This is a genomic window from Pseudochrobactrum sp. B5 (genome assembly GCF_001939785.1).
Lineage (GTDB): Bacteria > Pseudomonadota > Alphaproteobacteria > Rhizobiales > Rhizobiaceae > Pseudochrobactrum > Pseudochrobactrum saccharolyticum.
In genome coordinates this window covers 374,376-398,344 of the sequence record NZ_MOYL01000001.1, presented here as the reverse complement: position 1 = coordinate 398,344, position 23,969 = coordinate 374,376, and the positions used below count along the sequence as shown (strand labels likewise).

Below are 23,969 nucleotides of genomic sequence, written 5' to 3'. Positions count from 1 at the left end.
ATCTGATCCGATGAGATTTATTCTCATCCTGAGCATCATTCTTGTTGGACAGACCATAAGCAGAATTCAGCAAAAATAAAGGGCGATGATTGCTCACCGCCCTTTATTTAAAGTTTCTGTTTAGTCTGACTTATTTCAGTTCAAGCACAATCTCGTGCTGTCCCTGCGTTGTCAGTGCAATACCGGCATCGCGTTTTTTGACTGCTTTGCCGTCCACTTTCAGACTGTCCCGACCGGCTTTATTGCGCACTGTGATTTTATACAGTGCTTCACCATGACGGTAATCCAGTTCAAAACCATCCCAGTCAGACGGTAATACCGGATTGAGGAACAGCTCATTGCCGCGCTTGCTCAAGCCGAGAATACCCTCTGTTGCCACGCGGTAGAACCAGCCTGCAGAACCGGTATACCATGTCCAGCCGCCCTGACCGCGACGCGGCTCAACGGAGTAAATATCCGCTGCAATCACATAAGGCTCAACACGATAGGTCTCAGGATTTTCACCGTGATGCACCGGATTAATCAACGAGAACAGCTTATAAGCCTCATCACCACGACCGAGTTTGGTCAGCGCCATGATCGCCCATGTGGCACCATGGGTATATTGCCCGCCATTCTCACGCACACCGCGCGGATAGCCTTTAATATAACCCGGCTCATGTTCAGTCTTGTCAAATGGCGGAGTGAACAGGCGCAGCAAGCCGCCCTCTTCATCCAGCAAATGCTTTTCAAGTGAAGCCATCGCCTGATCTGCGCGTTCAGGATCAGCAACACCGGACAGCACAGCCCAGCTCTGTGCAATCGCATCAATCTGACATTCGTCACTCCGGTGAGAACCAAGCGGTGCGCCATCGTCAAAATAACCCCGACGATACCATTCACCATCCCAGCCATGGTCTTCCAGCGCCTTGTTCAGAGCATCCAGATGGTTCTGCATGGCTTCCGCACGCTTCTTATCGCCGCGTGCTGTCGCCAAAGGAATGAACTGCTGCAATGTATAGCTGAGGAACCAGCCAAGCCAGACGCTCTCGCCTTTGCCTTCAACACCGACAAGATTCATACCGTCATTCCAGTCGCCGCCAAGGATCAGCGGCAGACCGTGCTGGCCGGTGCGTTGCATGGCCAGTTCCAGCCCTTTCACGCAATGCTCATAGACCGTATCGGTTTTGTCGGAGACTTCCGGCTGGTAGAAAGCATCATGTTCGCCCTCTTCCAGCACGCGGCCCTGTAGATAAGCAACTTCCTCATCAAGCACCGCCAGATCGCCGGTCACCTGCGTATAGAGCGTTGCCGCATAGGACAGCCACACCACATCATCGGAGATCAGTGTGCGTACGCCTGCCCCCGTCACCGGCAGCCACCAATGCTGCACATCACCTTCAGCAAACTGACGACCAGCGACATTGAGCAATTGCTTGCGCGCCAAGAGCGGATCAAGCATCAGCAGTGACAGCGTGTCCTGCAACTGATCGCGGAAGCCATAGGCACCGCTGGCCTGATAGAACGCCGCACGTGCCAGAATACGCGAAGCCATGCTCTGATAAGGCAGCCAGCGATTGACCATCAGATCGAAAGAGCGATCCGGCGTTTTCACCTGCAATGGCGCAATGAAATCCTGCCATTGCTCAGAAGTACGCGCCAGCAGACCATCCATATCCAGACCACGGCTATAGGTAATCAGTCCCTGTGCCGTTTCTTCATCTTTAGCATTACCCAGAATGAAGAGAATATCTTTGGTCTGTCCTGCACTCAATTCCAGATCATAGCTCAGAGCCGCGCAAGGATCGCGTCCGGCCTCAACTGTGCCTGACAGGGATTTGCCCTGCATCACACAATCAGGTTCTGTCACGGAACCGGTGGCACCGATAAATTCCTGCCGGTCAGAAGTGACTGATGCCGGCAGAATATTGGCTGTCAGGAAAGCGACCTGCCCTGCCTTGTCCGTATGATAAGGATTGCGGGCAAAGAGTGCGCCCAGTTCCTCGTCAAAACGCGGGACAATATAAGCGGCGTTTTTAGCACGGACATTGCCCAGCACCCACTCCGCATAATTATACAACCGCAGACGTTTCATTGACTGGCCGCGATTAACAAGACGCAGACGCGTCAGGCGCACCGGCTTGTCCGGATCAACCGCCATTGTCAGCTCACAGAGCACATCACCATGTTTAGAGGTGAATGTGCTAAAGCCCTGACCATGACGCGCTTCATAGGTTACTTCCGCATCGCGAATGACATTGGCCGCAGGTGCGAAAACCTTACCGCTGTCACGATCCGCAATATAGAGCGCCTCGCCCGGCAGATTGGAAACCGGATCATTTGACCATGGGGTCAGCTGATAATCACGGCTGTTACCGCTCCATGTGAAAGCAGAGCCTTCCGCTGAAACATGGAAGCCGAATTCCGCATTGGCAATCACATTGATCCACGGATGCGGCGTTGTGCGGTCACCATTGAGACGCACAACATAATTGCCGTCTGTATCAAAACCGCCATAGCTGTTCCAGAATTCCAGCCCGTCACCGGAAACCGGTTTACTTGTTATAGACTGGCGCGGAGCCACACCCGGCAATTTGGCGATGGCTTTTACACCATCACCGCTTTGCTGTGCGGCATCAGCTTCTGCAGCCAGACGGCTGTCGCGGCGGTTCAGACGCGGATCAGCACTTTCCGGTTTGGTTTCTTTGCGATGTGCCAGATCAACCGAGAGCTCCTGAATACGCTTGAGCTGTTCAGCCAGAGAACCGTTCTGCGCATGCATCACAATGCGTGCAGCAGCAAGCAGCGTATTATAGGACGCCTCGCTCATCTGATCGCGGCGCACCGTGAAAATATGCTGTTTCTGACCCTGATGCTGTGAGCGGACACGGAAGCTTTCCGTCAGCCATTCAACTGCACGCTGGGTATCCTGCGCATAGGAGAAGGCCCGCTCATTGACCACCACCACATCGACGGTGAGGCCTTTTTCGCGCCAGTATTCCTGTGCTTTCAGCACACCGCGCAGCACTTCAAGATCGGCCTCATTATCAATCCGCAGCACGAAAATCGGATCATCGCCGGAAATCGACAATGGCCAGAGATCAGATTGTGCACCAAGACCGGCTGCAATCACTTCCGATGGCTGGCGCAAAGCGCGATCCGGATAGATTAGATAAGCAGCGGTTTTCTGGTAATCTGTCGCCTCAGCCGGTTTGATACCGACATGATGCAGACGCACTTGGCTACGTGTCCATGACAAAGTATATTCACGGGCAAAGGCCTCAGGATAACGCAGAACTGCCGCTTTTTCTTCCAGATAAGAGCGCGAACCGCCTGCCAGTGTCCAGAACACCAGCGACACTTTTTTATGCGCCGGAACACGGACACGGGTACGCAATGAGGCAACCGGATCAAGCACAGTGCCCTGACTGCCGGTAAACTTCATCTCCGGATCGAAAGCCGCCGGATTACGCAGCGTGCGGCCACGGCCGATAAAGACACGGCGGTCGGTTTCGGCTTCCGTTTCACGCACAGCGCCCGACAGATCGGTCACGAAATGCGCCACATGCACTTCTGTGTCTGATGGTGCGCGTTTGCGCCGTTTGGCATAGATTGTTGTGCCATCCGGTGCGATTTCCGTTTCCACAAACATCTTGGCAAAAGCCGGATGTGCATCATCCGTATCCGGATTATTCAGCACCAGTTCCGCATAGGATGTGACCTCGATCACACGGTCGCGCGAACTGGTATTGATAATATCAATCCGGCGTCCCTCACCATCGACATCGGTGGTGACAATGGTTTCCACCACAGTCTTGATATCGCCGGAGGTCTTGTAGAACTCGGCCTTATCTTCCGTGAACACCGTTTTGGTTTCGGTTTCCAGATGGCGCGACGGCTCACCGGTCGCCGACCACCAGCGTCCGCTTTCAATATCACGCAGGAACAGGAAGCTGCCCTGCATGCCTTCAGACGCGTCTGGCTGGAAGCGTGTGATCGCCAGATCATGCCAGCGGCTGTAACCATTGCCGGCAGCCGTCAGCATCAGCGAATACTGACCATTGGACATCAGATGCACACTGCGTGGTACCTTCAGCGGCTCTTCGATAATACGCATCGGCGCTTCATCAAAGGCACCGCTGTCCACACGCATCGGATTTTCCGTCTTGGCATAAACCATCGGAATTTCACGCGGCGCTTTTTCCTGCAACAGCAGTTCAGCCGCTTCGATCACCGGATCAGAATGGAAACGGCTGCGCATACGGCCGTCAAAAATCACGTTATTAACCGCAATAATCGACATGCCATGGTGATGCGCATAATAGTTTTTCACCACAGCGCATTTCTCACCTTCACGCACACGCGACGGCGTGAAATCCACGGAATCGTGGAAGCCGTAACGTCCCAAAGCGCCAAGCTTCTGCAAGGTCTTCAAATTAGAAACCGCATCAGCCGGGCGATATTGCGAGGCCAAAAGGCTTGCATAAGGCGCGATCACCGCATTACGCGACAGGCCGCGCTGAAGACCCAGTTTCGGCACACCGAAATTGGAATATTGGTAATTCATCTGCGGATCGCGGGCATTATAGGCTGCTTCCGAGATCCCCCAAGGCAGACCGCGGGAGGTCGCATATTCGATCTGTCGCTGCACGACCAGCTTGTTGGTCTGATCGAGAAGCGAGCCAAGCGGCTCATTCATCACCAATGGCGGCATCAGATATTCAAACATTGAGCCTGACCAGGACAGCAGAGCGCCCTTCCAGCCAACCGGTACCAGCAGACGGCCAAGTTTGAACCAATGTTCTACCGGCACGTCACCCTTGGCAATCGCAAACAAGCTGGCAAGGCGGGCTTCCGAAGCCAGAAGATCGTAGCAGCTCTCATCCAGTTCGTTTTCCTGCACGCGGAAACCGATCGACAACAAACGACGCTCTTTGCGCTCAAGGAAACCGAATTCCATATCGAAGGCCAGCTGACGGGCGCGGCTGGCAAGGCTCTGCAACTGCAGACGCAGCTCTTCAGCATTATGCTCACCGATCGCATCATCCGTATGGGCTTTACAGGTTTCAACCAGTGTACGCGCCCATTCCAGCGCTTCCTGCGACTGAGTGGTTTCCAGCTCGCCATCCAGTTCCAGCGCTAGTTTCTCAATATCCTTGGCGAAGAGCGAAATATTGATGGTGCGGAAGGATGCTGTTTCCGGCTCTCCGCGGAAAGACCGCACGGCACGGCGGAAATTGGCAATCCGTTCTTCCAAACGGCGACGCAACGGCCGCAGAATACGGCGATCATCCGGAATAGCGGCAATTGCCTCTTCCAGAATGTCATTAACATCGAGAATACCCTCAAAATCGCCCTGCAAATAGACGGACGGTGCCTGCGCCCATTCTTCCAGTGCTGAAGACAGCGTAACCAGATGACCGGCCAGATTGCCGCTATCCACCGCCGACACATAAAGCGGCTGCAATGGTTTCAGCGTATCAGTCTCATACCAGTTATAAAGATGGCCGCGGAATTTCTCCATCTTCTCCATCGTATCCAGCGTCAGGCCGATACGGGTCAACGTATCGTTGAAGCTGATCCAGCCGAAATCACGGGCAGAAATGATGGAAAGAAAATAGACACCGATATTGGTCGGGGACGTGCGCATTGCCACAATACCCACCGGATCTTCCTGATAATTATCCGGCGGCAGATGGTTGCCTTCCTCATTGGTGAAGGCTTCGAAATAGCGCCATGTACGGCGGGCATAGCGGCGCAGATCGCCTTTATCGCTGGAGCGGACTTCCAGCGTATCCTGCGGTTTGGCCGAGCGGCTTACCGCCCATGCAATCCATGGCGAAGCAATCCAGATCACGGCAAAAGGCACAGCAATCAGCACCGCTTTGCTGCCGAACAATACTGGAAGCAGGAATGCCAGTGCACCTATCAGCAGCGACGGCCACATCAGGCGCACATAGAAATCCAGCGTATCGGAAGACTTCATCTGCGCGGCCGCACGCCACGCCAAAAGATAACGGCGGGAGACAAACAGACGGTAGAAGGTGCGGACAATCGCATCGCCCATCAGCGTCGCGCTATGGGCAATGAAGCTCAGACGCAGCGCCATATCCGCAAAAGCCAGCGTCACATCGGTGAGAACCGACTGAGCATGGCCTTTCAGCGAATAATCCATATTCACTGGAATAAGATTGGTGACGATGCCGAAAATCATCGGCACGAACATCGCCAAAATCAGGAACAGCTGCCAGATGGTGGCAACGCCGAGCGGCAGCAAACACCAGCCCGCAAAAGACGCAATCACCCACATGATCGGGTTGAGAGAACGACGCAGGTTATCGGCCATTTTCCAGCGGGTGACATTGCTGACACCTTTGCCGGTTGAGAACAAGAATGGCAGCAACTGCCAGTCACCACGCGCCCAGCGGTGATGACGGGAAATATCAACATTATAGCCGGTCGGGTAATCTTCCACGACCTCGACATCACTGGCGAGCGCACAGCGGGCATAGCCGCCTTCGAGAAGATCGTGACTGAGGACTGTATTTTCCTCAATCTTGCCCTGCATCACCCGTTCAAAGGCATCAACATCATAAAGGCCTTTACCGGTAAAAGTGCCTTCGCCAAGCAGATCCTGATAAACGTCAGAAACTGCAAAAACATAAGGGTCGATACCACGATTGGCGGAGAAGACGCGCTGCAGGAAAGACGCATCATCGCCGGTGGTCAGCGACGGGGTCACGCGCGGCTGCAAAATACCGTAACCGCTGGTAATACGGCCGGTTTTCTCGTCAAAGACCGGATGATTGAGCGGATGTGACAGCTTACCGACCAGATTGGTCACCGATTGCGGTGTCAGGCGGGTGTCAGAATCCAGTGTCATCACATAGCGGATATCGCGCGGCAACGGCACATCCGACGGGAAGAAGCTGGTATCATGGTCGCCACGCAGCAGCAGGTTCAGCTCATGCAGCTTACCGCGCTTACGCTCCCAGCCCATCCAGCACCCCTGTGACGGATTGTAAAGACGGCGGCGATGCAGGAAGAAGAACCGCGCCTGACCATTGGTGGCATAATCCTCCCCGGCATAATGCGCATTAAGCCTTGCGACTTCCTCGCGGGCATAATCCAGCACTTCCATATCGGCAGGCGTGACTTCGACATTGCTGTCAGTCCAGTCACTGACAATCGCAAAATAGACCTCACCACGCGGATTGGTCAGATAATGCACTTCAAGATTGCGGATATGCTCATCCACACTGTCGCGCGAATTGATCAGCGTCGGTACGGCCACCAGCGTGCGGGCATCGGCAGGCAGACCGTCACGATATTCATAACCGACAAGACGGTTCGGCTGTACAAACCACGGCACCAGCGAATTAAACAGGCCAAGTGAGGCTTCATAGGCAGGGAACAGCGCGAGGATAGTGAAAAGCAGCTGTTCGCTCTCGCCAAAACCGATGCGACCCATGCCGGTATAAACCAGCACCAGCAGGCCGATAGTCATTGCCCAGACCGGTGCAGCAATCCCCCACAGGCCAAGCCCGCGATAGAGACGCAGCAGGCGCGATGACAAAGGCGGCGTATAACCGCAAATCTGTTCCAGCTCGGTGCGGGCATTGCCGCTCAGATAATAGGCAATCGCACCGCTTTGTTCACGCTCGGTGATTTTATGCTCACGCAGCGATTTTTCGCGCGCCAGCCGCAGAGCCGTATTGGTCACCTCAATTTCCGTCATACGGGAATTGCGGGCGATCTTTTCAATGGTCACGCGATAGCTGTTGCGTGAAGCGAAATCGAGATTTTCGAAATCGCTGTTCTCGCGCAGGATCGCATCCATAATGCTGACAGTCTCAACCCATGAGGTCCAGTCCACGTCATCAATGGTTTTGAGCGAGCGGATAATATTGCCCATGGTCATACCGCCGGTGGACTGGCGGGAATGTTCTTCGACAATAATCTCCTCAACATCGCGGCCGGTGGCTTCAAGCTGGGCTTCCAACCATTCAATCGCCGGTCCGGTAGCCGTGGATGCACTGCGCAAACGATAAAGCAGATGCGTGGCGAAAGTGCCGTCGCGTGCCGGTTCGCTATATTCTGTCAGGATGGATTGCAGCTCTTCCGGTGAAGAGGCGACCACAATCTTGTCCGCCACGCGATTGGCGAAATTGCGCATCGCACGGGCGCGCTCAACACGCAGCGCCAAGCGACGGGCATTTTCCACCAGCATGAAACGGATAACCGATGGCAGCGCCCATAATTCACCGATGCGCAGCGGCTCTACACTCTGGAAACCGTCAATCAGTGCTTTCAGGCTTTTGAGCGAGAAACCACTGTCGCTATGGGCAACATAGAGCCATGCCAGTGCGAAAACCCGCGGCAGGCCTTCGGTGCCCAGATTGGCCGATGCATCGGTGTTTTTTGATACCGCACCATCCGGATGGATATTGGCTGCCAGCGGCAGCTGGCGCAAAAACTTGTCCGGCAAATCGCGGCGTGCCTGCTGCATGCTTTTATCGACAACGTAATAATTGTCGAGCAGCCACTGGGCAGCCGGTGTAATCGTCTCGCCGTTGCGCGATGCCGCATCGGATGAGCGATAGGCATGCAGGATCAGACCGGCATTTTCCGCAAGCCGTTTGTTAAAATCGAATTTCTCATAATCGGGCAGGCGCACCGCTTCATTGCGGGCCAGCGCCGCAGCGAGCAGTTGTAATTCTTCTGGTGTTTTATAATGCCCCCTGATTGGCAAAGGCAGAACCGGCAAAAGGCGGTCAGCAACAGGGCGGGAAAACAACGATGAAAGAGAGAAAGACAAAGCCGGCATATGCCTTTTACAGCCTTTTATAAGATTTAAGTTCCGCTACGGATGGTCAGATTTGCCATATCCGCAAACACATGCTTCAGATCCCGTGAATTTCATGAAGATTCACGCATGATCGGTGGTGTTAAACAGTTATGACCAAATTACGTCCGCAAAGAATGCCATGGTCGAATTTGGTAAAATCGCAAAGCACAAATCATAGCTGATTTTAACTTTACGTTATAAAAATCAACAGGCTACCCTCTGCAATTTGCGTTCCGACAATGCGCAAGCCCTGACAAAGCTGGGGCAGCACGCTTTGATATAATGCCAGAGGGTGAGAAAAGTTGCCTGAGTGCACTTTAAACGGATTAAATTATTTTGAAAGTCCCCCTTTCTGATAAGAAAAACGCCGGATATCAGAGCCGAAATTCAGCCCTGTATCCGGCGTTTCAGAGAATCATTTTTCGAGCTGTATCTCTTCAATTTTGAGAGGCAAAGACCCGCCAGTATTTCGGGCGGAACGCCAGACGGCTGCCGGTAACCGCTTCATTCTCGGCCGGAATTTCAATCTCGACAATTTCGCGGTTACCGCCGACTTCCAGCTCAACACGGCGCTTGGCGCCCACCCGCCGTGTAGCAGTGACCACACCGGCAATGCAGCCGCCGCATCCCTCCACCAGTTCCACATCATGGGGGCGGAAATATAGCACGGCTTCTCCGTCTGCCTGATCGGTTTTCAGCCCCAGTGAGCGATCCGCCAACCAGAGTGCCCCCTGCTCCACACGCACATTCAGACGGCTGGATTCACCGATAAAACCATAGACGAAAGCAGAATTCGGGCTGTCATAAATCTCGTCCGGTGTACCCACCTGCTCGATACGCCCCTGACTCATCACCACAACACGGTCGGCGAGTTCCAGTGCCTCATCCTGATCGTGGGTTACAAAGACAGTCGTATGACCGGTGCTGTCATGAATCTCACGCAACCACTTGCGCAGTTCTTTTCGCACCTGCGCATCCAGTGCACCGAAAGGCTCGTCCAGCAACAATACATTCGGTTCAATCGCCATGGCACGTGCCAGAGCCACGCGCTGACGCTGACCACCGGAGAGCTGTGCCGGATAACGGTTTTCCAAGCCCTGCAATTGCACCAGATTGAGCAGATCGACCGCGCGCTTATGGATTTCTGCCTTGGACGGACGCGTAGAGCGCGGGCGTACTTTCAGGCCAAAACCGACATTCTGCGCCAATGTCATATGACGAAACAAAGCATAATGCTGGAATACAAACCCTACATTACGCTCTTGCACAGTCTTATTCGAGGCATCATCCTCACCAAAATAGACCGTGCCTTCTGTCGGGCTTTCCAGCCCTGCAATCAGACGCAATAAAGTGGTCTTACCCGAGCCGGAAGGGCCGAGCAAAGCAATCAGCTCGCCTGATCGAATATCAAGCGAAACGTTGTGCAGCGCCGGAAACTGCTCAAACTCCTTGCGCACCTCAACAACGCGTACTTCCATTCTCAATCCTTTCAGGCACCCTCATGCCAGTGCAATGCAATTCATATTGGAGCATTCAAAATGCTCTGTCTCTTTATTGTACGCGCATCCCGAAAACCGTTCACACTTTTCGGGATGCGCTATTCATGCGCAAAACGCATTACAAACTAAACCCCGTCATGCGAAAAACGCATTTCCAGTATGGTTTTCAAAACGAGTGTTATCAGCGCCAGTCCCGCCAGCAGTGATGCCACTGCAAATGCCGCCACGATATTCTCGCTATACATCATCTCCACATGCAACGGCATGGTCGTCGTCAGCCCGCGAATACGCCCCGACACCACGGCCACCGCACCGAACTCTCCCATTGCACGCGCATTACACAGCAACACGCCGTAAAGCAGCCCCCAGCGGATATTCGGCAAAGTCACATAGAGAAAGGTTTTCCAGCCGCTTGCCCCCAGCGATAAAGCGGCCTCTTCATCACCTGTTCCCTGCTCCTGCATCAGCGGGATCAGCTCACGGGCAACAAATGGAAAAGTGACAAAGATCGTTGCCAGAACAATACCGGGAACAGCAAACAATATCTGGATATTATGCGATTGAAACCATGATCCGAGCATACTGTTTCCGCCGAACAGCAGCACGAAAACCAGCCCTGAAATCACCGGCGACACCGAAAATGGCAGATCAATCAGCGTAATGAGAAAGGTCTTGCCGCGAAACTCGAATTTGGCAATCGCCCATGAAGCGGCAATTCCGAAGACCATATTCAAGGGTACTGCAATAGCCGCAATCAGCAAAGTCAGGCGGATAGCCGAGACTGCATCCGGATCGGTCAGTGCTTCCAGATAAGCACCGGTGCCTTTGCTGAAAGCCTGCGCGAAGATCACAATCAGCGGCAGCACAATGAACAAGGCCATAAACAGCAGCCCTGTCATTGTCAGAAACCAGCGCATAGCCGGTGTTTCTGTGACCGCTGAGCGGTTATGGGTCGTGTGATTATGTTTCAGACGACGCGAAAACAGTTTTCCGGCACTAGCTGCCATAGCCATATCTCCTGCGTGTCCGTGTCTGGATCAGATTGACGATGAGCAGCATCACAAAAGAAATCAGCATCATCACCGTGGCCAGCACTGTAGCTGCGGAATAATCGAATTCCTCAAGCTTGATGAAGATCAGCAAAGGCGCAATTTCAGTCGAATAAGGCCGGTTACCGGCGATAAAAATCACCGAGCCATATTCCCCGACCGCACGGGCAAAGGCCAGCGAAAAGCCGGTCAGAATAGCCGGTTGCAAACCGGGCAACAGCACACGGAACACAGTCTGAAAGCGACTGGCACCCAGCGTTGCCGCCGCCTCCTCCTGTTCACGGCTGATCTCTTCAATCACCGGCTGGATCGTGCGCACCACAAATGGCAGACCGATAAAAACCAGCGCCACCACAATACCGGCCTGTGTAAAAGCAATACGGATATCCAGCGGCATCAGCCATGCACCGATCCAGCCTTTCGGCGCATAAAGCGCTGTCAGCGCAATACCGGCAACCGCAGTGGGCAGAGCGAAAGGCAGATCGACCATCGCATCGACCAGCCTTCTGCCCGGAAAGCGGTAACGCACAAGCACCCATGCAACAATGCCGCCAAAAACCACATTAATCAGCGCGGCCAAGATCGCGCTGAAAAAACTGACCTGCAAGGCATGAACCAGTCGGGGATCAGTCGCCAGCTGCCAGAAACGTGCCGGCCCCACCCCGACGGCATGGAGCATCAGCACCATCAGCGGGATCAGGATCAGCAGGGACAGATAGGCCACGCTGAAGCCCAGTGTCAGGCCAAAGCCCGGCAGGATGGACGGCTTGCGCCATGCCTGCCAGAAGGGCGGTTTTTTCCCGCTTTTATGTGGCTGATCCGGTTTCCCGCCGCCCGTTTTTGTTGTGAGTTCTGCCATAGGTAACACCATGAAAGACGGAACTTATTTGACCGGTTTATAAATCTGATCGAATGTGCCGCCATCCCCGAAATGTGCAGGCTGCGCCTTAACCCAGCCACCGAATAACGGGTCATCAATCGTGATGAGCTTGACATCCGTCAGCCATTTACGGTCGGCCTCCGGCACTAATTCAGGCTTTGACGGCCGGTAGAAATGTTTGGCTGCAATCTTCTGCCCCTCTTCGGAATAGAGATAGGTCAGGAAGGCTTCCGCCTGTTTGCGTGTACCTTTGGCATCGACATTCTTGTCCACCACGGCAACCGGCGGCTCGGCGAGAATGGATTGCGGCGGCACGACAATATCAAAAGAATCCGCTCCGAATTCCGCAACTGACAGATAGGCTTCGTTTTCCCATGCCAGCAGCACATCGCCCAACTGGCGTTGCACAAAACTGGTGGTCGAGCCACGCGCACCGGTATCCAGCACCGGCACATGACGGAACAGCTCCGTCATATAGGCTTTGACCTTGGCTTCATCGCCGCCATATTCGCTATGCGCCCAGGCCCATGCGGCCAGATAATTCCAGCGGGCACCGCCAGAGGTTTTCGGGTTGGGTGTAATCACCTCCACCCCGTCCTTAATCAGATCACCCCAGTCTTTAATGCCCTTGGGATTGCCCTTGCGGGTCAGGAAGACGATGGTTGAGGTGTAAGGCGCGGAATTATTCGGAAATTTCTGCCGCCAGTCCGCATTGATCTTGCCGCTTTTCTCGACAATGGCATCAATATCGCTTTGCAAAGCAAGCGTCACAACATCTGCGGGGATACCGTCAATAACAGAACGTGCCTGCGCACCGGAGCCGCCATGCGATGTGCGCAGGGTTATCGTCTCACCGGTTTCGGCCTGCCAGTATTTGGCAAAGGCATCGTTAAATTCTTTATATAATTCCCGCGTCGGATCGTAAGAAACATTCAGCAGGGTCTGGGCAGCGGGTGCCTGCACAGGGATGGACACCGCAGATACAGCGATCAGCGCAGCAAAGGCGGAAAAAGTATTTCGCATCAGTATCATCAAGGCCTCCGTTTCATGTTCAAAAACAAACTAACAGAGCCGGAACGGAGAAGGATGCTACAGGAACCTCAATACTCCGCTCCCACGGAAATAATCTTCCTCAGATGAGCGCATTGTAAAATAAAAATTCGCCTTTGCCAAAGACAGTTCAGTATCCCGCATCAAAAAACCATACCCGAACCCATACGGGGACTGCGCAGGCTGCACTTATAGCGCACCTCATAATAAGGATCGACAACCAGTGTCACATCACGGGTTTCGCAGCGTTTTCCGGTGGATTTCAGATATTCTTCCGCCACATCGCGGAATACAACCGGCGGCGTGACACCAAGCCCTGTTCCGGTTGAGAAACCTTTGACAAAATTCTGCGTGGCTGTGCCCGCCAGCCCCGGCCCGATCAGCAGACGACTTTCGGTCTGGTTATCGACAATACGATAATTAACACCGCTTTTTCCGACGAATTCAACCGAAGGCAGCCCCTGATATTTGGCTTGTACATAATTCACACCGGCACAACCGGTGAGCACTGCGAGGGCAGCAAGCGCACTGATGCGCATACCCGCAGGGGTGAATATTTTGCGAAATGTCAAACCAGCCTGTATCACGCGCTATAATGCCTTTTCTGCTGAACTATGCTGTCTCTGCTTTTAAATATCTGACAAATAATCATATTAATGCCAGATACGGTTTTTATTGGACGATCAAAATAAGAATCTTATTTTAAATTCCGCAAACAGACCTGTTTTTCTGTCCGCAGGTTCCCTGCCTTCTCTGTAAGTGCTGTAAACGAAAAGGATAAACTGATGCTGAAAGCAATCATCCCATCACTCTCTGCCGGTCTTTTACTTTGCGGTTTTGCAGGCAGTGTTGCCGCGCAGGAAGCTGACGAGATGCAGGCGCTTACCAAAGTGACCTATATATGCGAGCGGAATGTTGAGCTGGATGTTGTCTATATCAACGGTCTGAAAAACGATGAATCAGCAGCTGTTCTTTACACGGAAGGCAAGCTGGTGCCGATGCGTATCTGGCCAGCGGCTTCAGGTGCACGTTATATCGCTCTTGATGAACAGGACAGCTATCGCTGGCATACAAAAGGCGATGAAGGCATTCTGTCTTTTCTTGAAGCCGATGACAGCGCCAAAGAGCAGACATTGTTCAGCAATTGTGTAAACAAGGATAAAGCTGCACAGTAAAATTGAGGCAGGATTTTTCGCTACCCTTAAAGCACACAGACTGCTATTTGTGCCGTCAGACAGCAGTCTTCCTGACCTGCTTTGAATTTTATATGATCCGTTCTCTTACAGGAAAGATGTGAGATGAAACCAGTATTCCTGCAAATCCAGTGCAAACCCGGCACAACCTATGATGTTGCCAAGACGCTCTATGAGCGTGAAATCGCCTCGGAACTTTATTCCACCAGCGGCGAATATGATCTTCTCGCAAAGATCTACATTCAGGAAGGTGATGATATCGGCAAATTCATCAATGATAATGTTCATGATATCCCGCATATCATCCGCTCACTGACAACGCTGACTTTCAAAGCATTCTGAGTTCAGTCACAGAAACGCCGGTAATATCGACGATGAAGCATTGCCCGTCTCAAACGGGCGATGCTTTTTTATTTTGCGCTGCTGCACGCGAAGAATTTTGCATGTGAGGCAATTTGTACTTTGCACCGTACGCTCGGGTACTGTAAGACATATCTGAAAAGATAACACTGCATTTCTGCAACTTCTGCAAACAGGAGTTTCGCAGCGCTGTTAATGCATAAGGGAATAAGATCATGCCAGCCTATCGCTCAAGAACTTCCACCCACGGCCGCAATATGGCGGGTGCGCGCGGCCTCTGGCGCGCCACAGGCATGAAAGACGGTGATTTCGGCAAGCCGATTATCGCTGTGGTCAATTCCTTTACCCAGTTTGTGCCGGGTCACGTGCATCTGAAAGATCTCGGCCAGATGGTCGCCCGCGAAATCGAAAAAGCAGGCGGCGTTGCCAAGGAATTCAACACCATTGCCGTTGATGACGGTATCGCCATGGGTCATGACGGCATGCTCTATTCGCTGCCATCACGCGAAATCATCGCCGACTCAGTTGAATATATGGTCAATGCCCATTGCGCCGATGCGATGGTGTGCATTTCCAACTGTGACAAGATCACACCGGGTATGCTGATGGCCGCATTGCGCCTCAATATTCCGGTTGTATTTGTTTCCGGCGGCCCGATGGAAGCCGGTAAAGTTGTCTGGAATGACAAGGTCAAGAAGCTCGATCTGGTTGATGCCATGGTTGCAGCCGCTGACGACAAATATACTGACGAAGAAGTTGACGCGATTGAGCGTTCCGCCTGCCCGACCTGCGGCTCCTGCTCCGGTATGTTCACTGCCAACTCCATGAACTGCCTGACCGAAGCGCTTGGCCTTTCCCTGCCGGGCAACGGCTCGACCCTTGCCACCCATGCGGCACGTAAGGAACTGTTTCTTGAGGCCGGTCGTCTGGTTGTTGACCTCTGCAAGCGCTATTATGAAGGTAATGATGAGAGCGTGTTGCCACGCGCAGTTGCCAGCTTTGCAGCTTTTGAAAATGCCATGACACTGGATATCGCCATGGGCGGCTCCACCAATACCGTGCTGCATTTGCTGGCGGCAGCGCATGAAGCGGAAATGGATTTCACCATGTCCGATATTGACCGCCTGTCCCGCAAAGTGCCGGTGCTGTGTAAAGTTGCTCCTGCCGTGCCGGATGTGCATATGGAAGATGTGCATCGCGCCGGTGGTATTATGGGTATTCTCGGTGAGCTTGACCGCGCAGGCCTGCTCAACACCGATGTCGGCTCGGTACATTCCGGCACGTTGAAAAATGCTCTGGAAAAATGGGATATCAAACGTTCTTCCGATGAAAGCGTGCACGAGTTCTTCCGTGCTGCACCGGGTGGTGTTCCGACACAGGTTGCATTCAGCCAGAACCGTTATTTCGACAACACCGACAGCGACCGTGAAAACGGCGTTATCCGCACCAAAGAACATGCCTTCTCACAGGATGGTGGTCTGGCTGTGCTTTACGGCAATCTGGCGGAAGATGGTTGTATCGTTAAAACCGCCGGTGTGGATGACAGTATCCTGACCTTCTCCGGCCCTGCGCGTATTTTTGAAAGTCAGGACAGTGCGGTTCTCGGCATTCTCAACGGCAAGATCAAAGAAGGCGATATTGTTCTGATCCGCTATGAAGGCCCGCGCGGCGGTCCGGGCATGCAGGAAATGCTCTATCCGACCAGCTATCTGAAGTCGAAAGGTCTGGGCAAAGCCTGTGCACTAATCACCGACGGTCGCTTCTCCGGCGGCTCCTCCGGTCTCTCCATCGGTCATGTTTCACCGGAAGCAGCTGAAGGCGGCCTGATCGGTCTGGTTGAAGAAGGTGATCTGATCGAGATCGACATTCCGAACCGCAAAATCCATCTGGCTGTTGATGATGCTGTTCTGGCAAAACGCAGTGCAGAGATGGAAGCCAAAGGCATTGCCGCATGGAAGCCGACAGAAATGCGCAAGCGCAAAGTCACCACAGCTCTTCGCGCCTATGCAGCCATGGCTACCAGCGCCGCAAAAGGTGCAGTGAGACACGTACCTGAGTAAAAACACTACAATATAAATAATGAAGGACTCACCAGAGTCCTTCATTACATTAAACATTTATTAAAAAATTTCACAGAACAAAAAAAATTAAAGAATCTACAGAACTTTATACCAAAGTAATCGGCAAAATGTTTCCAATGTTGGCTTTAACAACAAGGAAAAACCAATTATATAAAAAAATGAAATAACCATTCTTATTATAAAATATGAATGATTTAGATTTTTAAACATAACATAAGATATATCTTTTGCAAATTTAGGAGCCAAATCTTTAAATGGCACAGTAAAAACCCATATTACTTTAGGACTAGACCAAACCATACGAGCAATTTCACGCAGATTTGGATAACCTGTCGCAAGATAAATAGAGCTACCCAGTGAACTAGCATCATCAGAATTCTCGGAAATATCCCAATCATGGCCAGTCTCATTGAACATCTCATGAATTAAATTATAAAAATCTACTTCAATTAGATAAGGATATTCAGGTTTTTCCTTAATCCTATCATCTTCATCATTATAATAATTTTCAAAATAGCGATCCAAAATAAACTGTAGGTTTGATTTAGCAACAACTGTATTCTCAGAAAATTCAACCTTTGAAACATAGTCCATAATATAAGATGTTGATTTTATTTCATCAGGACAAAATATATTAAATAAAAACGACCCCACTCCTACAAAACAAAGCCCAAAATAAACAAAATAAATATTACTAAATGTAAACCCATTAACATCAGAATCAACATTCAATCCTAAATTTTTCATAAATGTGGAATCAAATTTTAAAAAATCAATTACACGATCATTAAACAATAAATACATACCAATAATCGGCACAAATATTGTTAATTTAATAATTTTTGATTTACCTATATTTGACAATACAGACCAAACAAAACACCTTGAAATAAAAACTAATGATTTGTTAAACATTATCAATCCAATTAATTTTAAAAAACCACATTAACTGAACAACAATAAACTACCCACCTAAAGCCCTCTCAACCTCCGGCATGAATTGTTTTGCCATGCTCTCGTCACTCAAAGGCCCGACGAATTTATAAACAATCTTGCCTTCGCGGTTGACGATGAAGGTTTCCGGCACGCCGTAAACACCCCATTCAATACCGGCGCGGCCGGAGCGGTCTGTGCCGACGACATTGTAAGGATTGCCGAGGCTGTTCAGAAAGGTCAGTGCATTTTCCGGCGCGTCTTTATAGTTCAGACCTACCACTTTAATGCGCTTATCCTGCCCCAGCTTCATAATCTGCGGATGCTCATCACGACACGGCACACACCACGATGCCCAGATATTGACCAGCGTCACCTGCCCCTTCAGATCAGCGCCTTTCAAGCCCGGCACCAGCGTTCCGTCAGCCAGCCGTAATCCTTCCAGCGGCGGCAGATCGGTCAGCGGCGCATCGCGCCCGATCAAAGCTGAGGGAATTTCCTGCATATTTTTTCCGCTCAGCAACTGCCATGTAAAAATACCGGCAAGTGCTGCAAAAATAAGCAGCGGCAGAAGCGCCACCACAACGCGTTTTTTATTCTGCGGAACATCCGCTCCGCCAGATGTCTTCACCGGATCAGTCATTATCAATCAGCCTTTTGCGAGCGGCGGCGAATGCCCTGTTTCTCAAGTCGTGCAAGCTCTGCTCGCAAGCGTGTCTGGGTCAGCAATATCCATGCAACAATCGCCACAATCACCGTGGCAGAAACACCATAGGAAATAAGAACATAGCTCAGATGCGTCATGCCGCTTCTCCTGCCGGTTTGCGGTTTTCGCGCTCGGCATTGCGGGCTGCGATCTTGCGCATTGCCGCAATACGGCGACTGAAAATCTCGTTACGCATTGCCATCAGATGCAGCGTGAAAAACAGCATGGTCATCGCCAGTGCCATTACCAGCAACGGATAAAGCATACTCGGCGGCATGGCAGGCCCCTCCATACGCAACACGGATGCAGGCTGATGCAATGTGTTCCACCAGTCGACTGAGAATTTGATGATCGGAATATTGATAAAGCCAACCAGTGTCAGGACAGCGGCAGCTCGCGCAGCTTTTGCCTGATCGTCCATGGCGCGGGTCAGCGCGATGATACCGAGATACATCAGAAACAGAATGAAAACCGAGGTCAGGCGTGCATCCCACACCCACCATGTGCCCCACATCGGCTTGCCCCACAGCGATCCGGTCACCAGCGCCAATGCGGTAAACATTGCGCCGAGCGGTGCGGCAGCTTTGGCCGAGACATCAGCCAGCGGATGCCGCCAGACCAGTGTGCCGAGTGCTGCAATGGTCATCACCGTGTAGCACATCATCGACAGCCATGCGAAAGGCACATGGATGAACATGATCTTCACGGTCAGCCCCTGCTGATAGTCTTCCGGTGCGAACCACACCATATAAAGACCCGCAAGCAATAACAGCACAGTCAGCGCCGACAGCCATGGCAGGATTGCACTGCTCAGGCTCAGAAAGCGTGTCGGATTAGCCAGATCGAGCAGCGCCTGAAAGCGGCGCGGCGCATCTTTGGATAAGGCTTTATCAGTTGATCGTTCAGTCATAGATACCCGGATATATTTGTAAGCTTAAGCTATCCTTAGAGAAACCTCGCAAGAGGCAGCACTCTTATTCAGAATATGGGTTTAATCTGTCGAAATTTTCAATGCGAAAGCTGCGGCTAATGGCCCGATAATAGCAGCAATCAGCGTATTCGCCGACAGCATCAGCAAAGGTGAGAGAAAAGCTGCATTTTCGGTCACTGCACCATAGGATGCCGAGACACCGAAAATCAGCACCGGAATGGTCAAAGGCAGGATCATCACCGAGACCAGCAACCCGCCGCGCGGCATGGAAACGGCAAGCGCCGCGCCCAATGCGCCGATAAAGATTACCGCCGGTGTGCCAATCAGCAAGGTGAGCGCTGTTGCACCGATTGCCAGCGGCTCCATATTCATAATCAGCCCGAGAAACGGTGCGGCAATCACCAGCGGCAAGACCGTTGCTACCCAATGCGCAAGACATTTCACAATCACTGTCAGGGTCAGAAAGTGGCGTTCCCGCGCCATGATCATCACATCGAGTGAACCATCTTCGCGATCTGCCTGAAACAACCGGTCAAGGCCGAGCAGCACCGCCAGAAGTGCACCGAGCCACAACATTGCAGGGCCAATGCGCGCCAGCAATTTAAGGTCAGGCCCGACAGCAAAAGGCACGACGGCGGCAACAGCCAGATAAAACAGGATGCCGGTTAAAGCACCACCGCCTGCGCGGATGGCAATACGCAAATCTCGCCAGAACAAAGCCTTCATGACAGCCAGCCCTGCGCTTCAGCACTGTGATCGCCAAGTTGGTAATCCTCCAGCCGCAAATGCTGCAGCACATCAGAACCGGCCTGTTCCAGCCCGAGCGCAATATGCGTGACCGCAACAATCATACCGCCCTTTTTTAAATGCTCGCGCATCACACCGGCAAACATCGCTTGCGCATGGGTGTCCAGCCCCGAGGTCGGCTCATCCAGCAGCCATAAAGGGCGATGCGAGCAGAGCAGCGTGGCAATGGCCACACGGCGTTTCTGCCCCGTGGAGAGATAGCCGTAAGGCAGATGATCAATATTATAGAGGCCGACAATTTCCAGCGCCTCATCAATGTCGTGCAGCGGGCTTCCGTGAAAATCCTGCCAGAATTTCAGATTTTCATAAACACTCAGCGCCGGCTTCATCGCATTGAGGGTACTGAGATAATGGCTGTGCGCCATCACCGGCTCTAAGCCGTCATCTGTTTCCAGCCAGACCGTACCGTCAGAAGCGGGCAACAGACCGGCAATGATTCGCAGCAAGGTTGATTTCCCTGCGCCATTCGGCCCTGTAATAATCAAAGCCTGACCATCACTCAGGCTTGCGCACAGAGAGTTGAACAGGAGGTTATCGCCCCGTTCTCCGCTCAGATTTTCCGCAACAAGCCGCATAAGGCCTCCGATACCACGAATATTCATCAAATTGTCCGGTTTTCCCTATCAGGAACCTCGACAAAACAAGCCGCAACATTTCGCCGCAACAGCATAATTTTACGCTTTAAGAGTCTGGAACAGTTTTAAAAAACTGACTATATAGCAGCTACCATGCCAGCGGTCGGCGTGGAAACCATTTTTGGCCGATCTCTAAAGCCTGATGTTTGTTAAACAAGTTCCTTGTTAAGCACAGGCCTCGGGACGGACAGCGGAAATGACTGCACCCGCACCTAAGCGCGTCCTTGAAACGCAGCAGAGGCGTTCGTCCTGGTTTTCCGGCCAGTAAGCATGAAGGACGAACATCGTGTCTCACATCGATAGTTTCAAATGCCGTAAGACGCTTACCGTCGACGGCAAAGACTATGTTTATTACAGCCTGACCGAAGCTGAAAAAAACGGTCTTGAAGGCGTATCCAAACTCCCATTCTCCATGAAGGTTCTGCTTGAAAACCTTCTGCGCTTCGAAGATGACCGCAGCGTCAAGAAAGCGGATATCGAGAATATCGCCAAATGGCTGGTTGACCGTGGCTCTGCCGGTGCAGAAATCGCCTATCGCCCTGCCCGCGTGCTGATGCAGGACTTTACCGGCGTTCCTGCCGTTGTTGACCTCGCAGCTATGCGCGATGCCATGGTGGCACTCGGCGGCGATGCAGAAAAAATCAACCCGCTGGTACCGGTTGACCTCGTGATCGACCACTCCGTGATCGTTGACGAATTCGGCAACCCGCAGGCTTTCAAAAACAACGTTGATCTCGAATATCAGCGCAATGCCGAGCGTTACCGCTTCCTGAAATGGGGCCAGCAGGCATTCCAGAACTTCCGCGTTGTTCCTCCGGGCACAGGTATCTGCCATCAGGTTAACCTTGAATATCTGGCACAGGCCGTATGGACCAAAGAAGAAAACGGCGAAACCGTTGCTTATCCTGACACCTGCGTTGGTACAGACAGCCACACAACCATGGTCAACGGCCTTGGCGTTCTTGGCTGGGGTGTTGGTGGTATTGAAGCGGAAGCTTCGATGCTCGGCCAGCCGGTTTCCATGCTGCTGCCGGAAGTTATCGGCTTCAAACTGACCGGTAAAGTCAAAGAAGGCGTCACCGCGACTGACCTCGTGCTCACCGTTACCCAGATGCTGCGTAAAAAAGGCGTTGTCGGTAAATTCGTTGAGTTCTTCGGTCCGGGTCTCGACAATATGACCCTTGCAGACCGCGCAACCATTGCCAATATGGGCCCTGAATACGGCGCGACCTGTGGTTTCTTCCCTGTAGACAAAGAAACCCTCAACTACATGAACACAACCGGCCGCGACGAACATCGTCTCAAACTGGTTGAAGCTTACTCCCGTGCACAGGGCATGTGGCGTGAAGCTGACAGCACAGATCCTGTCTTCACAGACATTCTTGAGCTGGATATGGCTGACGTTGTGCCGTCCATGGCTGGTCCGAAGCGTCCTGAAGGCCGTATTGCTCTGGAAGGCATTGCTTCCGGTTTCGCGACTTCTCTGGAAACAGAATACAAGAAAACAACCGGTCAGACCGCACGTTACGCTGTTGAAGGCGAAGATTTCGATCTCGGCCACGGCGATGTTGTGATCGCTGCGATCACTTCCTGCACCAACACCTCGAACCCGAGCGTGCTGATTGCTGCCGGTCTGCTTGCCCGTAATGCTGTTGCCAAAGGCCTGAAAACCAAGCCTTGGGTTAAAACATCGCTGGCTCCTGGTAGCCAGGTTGTTGCTGCCTATCTGGAAAATGCAGGTCTGCAGAAAGATCTCGACGCACTGGGCTTCAATCTGGTCGGCTTCGGCTGCACCACCTGTATCGGTAATTCCGGTCCGCTGCCTGCTCCGATCTCCAAGACCATCAATGAAAAAGGCCTGATCGGCGCTGCTGTTCTCTCCGGTAACCGTAACTTTGAAGGCCGTGTATCTCCTGACGTTCAGGCCAACTATCTGGCATCCCCGCCACTGGTTGTTGCTCACGCTCTGGCCGGTACAGTCACCAAGGATCTGACCAAAGAACCGATCGGTGAAGACAAAGACGGCAACCCTGTATTCCTGCGTGATATCTGGCCTTCATCGACTGAAATTCAGGAATTCATTGCCAAGAACGTAACGCGTAAGATCTTCTCGGAAAAATATGCCGACGTGTTCAAGGGCGACGAAAACTGGCAGGCCGTTCAGGTACCAGCCGGTCAGACCTATGCATGGGATGACAACTCGACCTATGTGCAGAACCCGCCATATTTCGTAGGCATGGGCAAATCAGCCGGTGAAATCTCCGACATCAAGGGCGCTCGCGTGCTCGGCCTGTTCGGTGACAAGATCACCACTGACCACATCTCCCCTGCCGGTTCGATCAAAGCACAGTCCCCTGCCGGTAAATATCTGCTCGATAACGGCGTCGCCGTTGCAGACTTCAACCAGTACGGTACACGTCGTGGTAACCACGAAGTCATGATGCGCGGTACTTTTGCGAATATCCGTATCCGCAACCACATGCTCGGTGAAAATGGTCGCGAAGGCGGTTACACCATTCACTACCCAAGCAAGGAAGAAACCTCGATCTATGATGCAGCAATGCAGTATAAGGCTGAGGGCGTTCCGCTGGTTGTGTTTGCCGGTGTTGAATATGGTAACGGTTCGTCCCGTGACTGGGCTGCTAAGGGTACCAACCTGCTCGGCGTTAAAGCTGTGATCTCGCAGTCTTTCGAGCGTATTCACCGCTCCAACCTCGTCGGCATGGGCATTGTACCATTTGTGTTTGAAGAAGGCACAAGCTGGCAGTCCCTCGGCCTGAAGGGCGACGAAGTGGTAACCATTGAAGGTCTGGCAGACATTCGTCCGCGCCAGAAGACCAATGCAACCATCACTTTCGCCGACGGTTCAGTGAAGCAGGTCCCTCTGATCTGCCGTATCGATACGCTGGATGAGCTGGACTACATGAAGAATGGCGGCATTCTGCAGACCGTTCTGCGTGATCTGGCCAAAGCCTGATAGCTAAGCGCTTAATATGAATAAAAACGCCGCTGAAGAAA

At 52.4% G+C, this 23,969-nt stretch carries 16 protein-coding genes; 4 read left to right on the top strand and 12 right to left on the bottom strand.

Annotated elements, in window-relative coordinates:
- Nucleotides 1-130: 130 nt before the first annotated feature.
- The 6 genes from BKD14_RS01855 to BKD14_RS01830 form a co-directional block, all read right to left on the bottom strand.
- Nucleotides 131-8,806 carry a glucoamylase family protein gene (locus BKD14_RS01855; protein ID WP_075654052.1) on the bottom strand — a complete coding sequence of 2,892 codons (8,676 nt, stop codon included), beginning with the start codon at nucleotides 8,804-8,806 and terminating at the stop codon, nucleotides 131-133.
- Between the two features lie 458 nt (nucleotides 8,807-9,264).
- Nucleotides 9,265-10,305 carry a sulfate/molybdate ABC transporter ATP-binding protein gene (locus BKD14_RS01850; RefSeq protein ID WP_075654051.1) on the bottom strand — a complete coding sequence of 347 codons (1,041 nt, stop codon included), beginning with the start codon at nucleotides 10,303-10,305 and terminating at the stop codon, nucleotides 9,265-9,267.
- Nucleotides 10,306-10,451: 146 nt separating this feature from the next.
- Nucleotides 10,452-11,333, bottom strand: coding sequence for a sulfate ABC transporter permease subunit CysW (cysW, locus tag BKD14_RS01845; protein ID WP_075654050.1), 882 nt, complete (start codon nucleotides 11,331-11,333; stop codon nucleotides 10,452-10,454).
- Nucleotides 11,323-12,234 carry a sulfate ABC transporter permease subunit CysT gene (cysT, locus tag BKD14_RS01840; RefSeq protein WP_075654049.1) on the bottom strand — a complete coding sequence of 304 codons (912 nt, stop codon included), beginning with the start codon at nucleotides 12,232-12,234 and terminating at the stop codon, nucleotides 11,323-11,325. The genes cysW and cysT overlap by 11 nt, the downstream gene beginning before the upstream one ends.
- Before the next feature lie 24 nt (nucleotides 12,235-12,258).
- Entirely contained in the window at nucleotides 12,259-13,287 is a 1,029-nt protein-coding gene (locus BKD14_RS01835) for a sulfate ABC transporter substrate-binding protein (RefSeq protein ID WP_022711316.1), read from the bottom strand.
- 161 nt (nucleotides 13,288-13,448) lie between these two features.
- Nucleotides 13,449-13,877 carry a hypothetical protein gene (locus tag BKD14_RS01830; RefSeq protein WP_139316308.1) on the bottom strand — a complete coding sequence of 143 codons (429 nt, stop codon included), beginning with the start codon at nucleotides 13,875-13,877 and terminating at the stop codon, nucleotides 13,449-13,451.
- Between the two features lie 213 nt (nucleotides 13,878-14,090).
- Between BKD14_RS01830 and BKD14_RS01825 the strand changes: the two genes are divergently transcribed.
- From BKD14_RS01825 to ilvD, 3 genes are all read left to right on the top strand, one after another.
- Complete coding sequence (locus tag BKD14_RS01825; RefSeq protein WP_022711318.1) at nucleotides 14,091-14,480, top strand: MliC family protein; 390 nt, start codon at nucleotides 14,091-14,093, stop codon at nucleotides 14,478-14,480.
- 123 nt (nucleotides 14,481-14,603) lie between these two features.
- Nucleotides 14,604-14,840, top strand: coding sequence for an Lrp/AsnC ligand binding domain-containing protein (locus BKD14_RS01820; protein WP_022711319.1), 237 nt, complete (start codon nucleotides 14,604-14,606; stop codon nucleotides 14,838-14,840).
- A gap of 233 nt (nucleotides 14,841-15,073) precedes the next feature.
- Nucleotides 15,074-16,918, top strand: coding sequence for a dihydroxy-acid dehydratase (ilvD, locus tag BKD14_RS01815; RefSeq protein WP_075654047.1), 1,845 nt, complete (start codon nucleotides 15,074-15,076; stop codon nucleotides 16,916-16,918).
- Nucleotides 16,919-17,014: 96 nt separating this feature from the next.
- Here the strand turns inward: ilvD and BKD14_RS01810 are convergent, their stop codons facing one another.
- The 6 genes from BKD14_RS01810 to ccmA form a co-directional block, all read right to left on the bottom strand.
- On the bottom strand, nucleotides 17,015-17,854 hold the full coding sequence (locus BKD14_RS01810; RefSeq protein ID WP_139316307.1) for a hypothetical protein: 840 nt from the start codon (nucleotides 17,852-17,854) through the stop codon (nucleotides 17,015-17,017).
- 49 nt (nucleotides 17,855-17,903) lie between these two features.
- Entirely contained in the window at nucleotides 17,904-18,515 is a 612-nt protein-coding gene (locus BKD14_RS01805; protein WP_075654045.1) for a DsbE family thiol:disulfide interchange protein, read from the bottom strand.
- A 2-nt stretch (nucleotides 18,516-18,517) separates the two neighbouring features.
- Nucleotides 18,518-18,676, bottom strand: a complete 159-nt coding sequence (ccmD, locus tag BKD14_RS01800; protein WP_075654044.1) for a heme exporter protein CcmD — start codon at nucleotides 18,674-18,676, stop codon at nucleotides 18,518-18,520.
- Nucleotides 18,673-19,488, bottom strand: coding sequence for a heme ABC transporter permease (locus tag BKD14_RS01795; protein WP_022711325.1), 816 nt, complete (start codon nucleotides 19,486-19,488; stop codon nucleotides 18,673-18,675). The genes ccmD and BKD14_RS01795 overlap by 4 nt, the downstream gene beginning before the upstream one ends.
- An 81-nt stretch (nucleotides 19,489-19,569) precedes the next feature.
- On the bottom strand, nucleotides 19,570-20,235 hold the full coding sequence (ccmB, locus tag BKD14_RS01790; RefSeq protein WP_022711326.1) for a heme exporter protein CcmB: 666 nt from the start codon (nucleotides 20,233-20,235) through the stop codon (nucleotides 19,570-19,572).
- Nucleotides 20,232-20,891: a heme ABC exporter ATP-binding protein CcmA gene (gene ccmA, locus BKD14_RS01785; protein WP_075654730.1), complete on the bottom strand. Its 660-nt coding sequence runs from the start codon at nucleotides 20,889-20,891 to the stop codon at nucleotides 20,232-20,234. Before ccmA ends, ccmB begins: the two co-directional genes overlap by 4 nt.
- 343 nt (nucleotides 20,892-21,234) lie before the next feature.
- On the opposite strand from ccmA, the gene acnA reads away from it, so the two are divergent.
- Nucleotides 21,235-23,928 carry an aconitate hydratase AcnA gene (gene acnA / locus BKD14_RS01780; protein WP_139316306.1) on the top strand — a complete coding sequence of 898 codons (2,694 nt, stop codon included), beginning with the start codon at nucleotides 21,235-21,237 and terminating at the stop codon, nucleotides 23,926-23,928.
- Nucleotides 23,929-23,969: the final 41 nt, after the last annotated feature.

Bases quoted from the DNA above. Each gene is read 5' to 3' on its own strand.
- BKD14_RS01855 (WP_075654052.1), bottom strand. From the start codon at position 8,806: ATGCCGGCTTTGTCTTTCTCTCTTTCATCGTTGTTTTCCCGCCCTGTT.
- BKD14_RS01850 (WP_075654051.1), bottom strand. From the start codon at position 10,305: ATGGAAGTACGCGTTGTTGAGGTGCGCAAGGAGTTTGAGCAGTTTCCG.
- cysW (WP_075654050.1), bottom strand. From the start codon at position 11,333: ATGGCAGCTAGTGCCGGAAAACTGTTTTCGCGTCGTCTGAAACATAAT.
- cysT (WP_075654049.1), bottom strand. From the start codon at position 12,234: ATGGCAGAACTCACAACAAAAACGGGCGGCGGGAAACCGGATCAGCCA.
- BKD14_RS01835 (WP_022711316.1), bottom strand. From the start codon at position 13,287: ATGATACTGATGCGAAATACTTTTTCCGCCTTTGCTGCGCTGATCGCT.
- BKD14_RS01825 (WP_022711318.1), top strand. From the start codon at position 14,091: ATGCTGAAAGCAATCATCCCATCACTCTCTGCCGGTCTTTTACTTTGC.
- BKD14_RS01820 (WP_022711319.1), top strand. From the start codon at position 14,604: ATGAAACCAGTATTCCTGCAAATCCAGTGCAAACCCGGCACAACCTAT.
- ilvD (WP_075654047.1), top strand. From the start codon at position 15,074: ATGCCAGCCTATCGCTCAAGAACTTCCACCCACGGCCGCAATATGGCG.
- BKD14_RS01810 (WP_139316307.1), bottom strand. From the start codon at position 17,854: ATGTTTAACAAATCATTAGTTTTTATTTCAAGGTGTTTTGTTTGGTCT.
- BKD14_RS01805 (WP_075654045.1), bottom strand. From the start codon at position 18,515: ATGACTGATCCGGTGAAGACATCTGGCGGAGCGGATGTTCCGCAGAAT.
- ccmD (WP_075654044.1), bottom strand. From the start codon at position 18,676: ATGACGCATCTGAGCTATGTTCTTATTTCCTATGGTGTTTCTGCCACG.
- BKD14_RS01795 (WP_022711325.1), bottom strand. From the start codon at position 19,488: ATGACTGAACGATCAACTGATAAAGCCTTATCCAAAGATGCGCCGCGC.
- ccmB (WP_022711326.1), bottom strand. From the start codon at position 20,235: ATGAAGGCTTTGTTCTGGCGAGATTTGCGTATTGCCATCCGCGCAGGC.
- ccmA (WP_075654730.1), bottom strand. From the start codon at position 20,891: ATGCGGCTTGTTGCGGAAAATCTGAGCGGAGAACGGGGCGATAACCTC.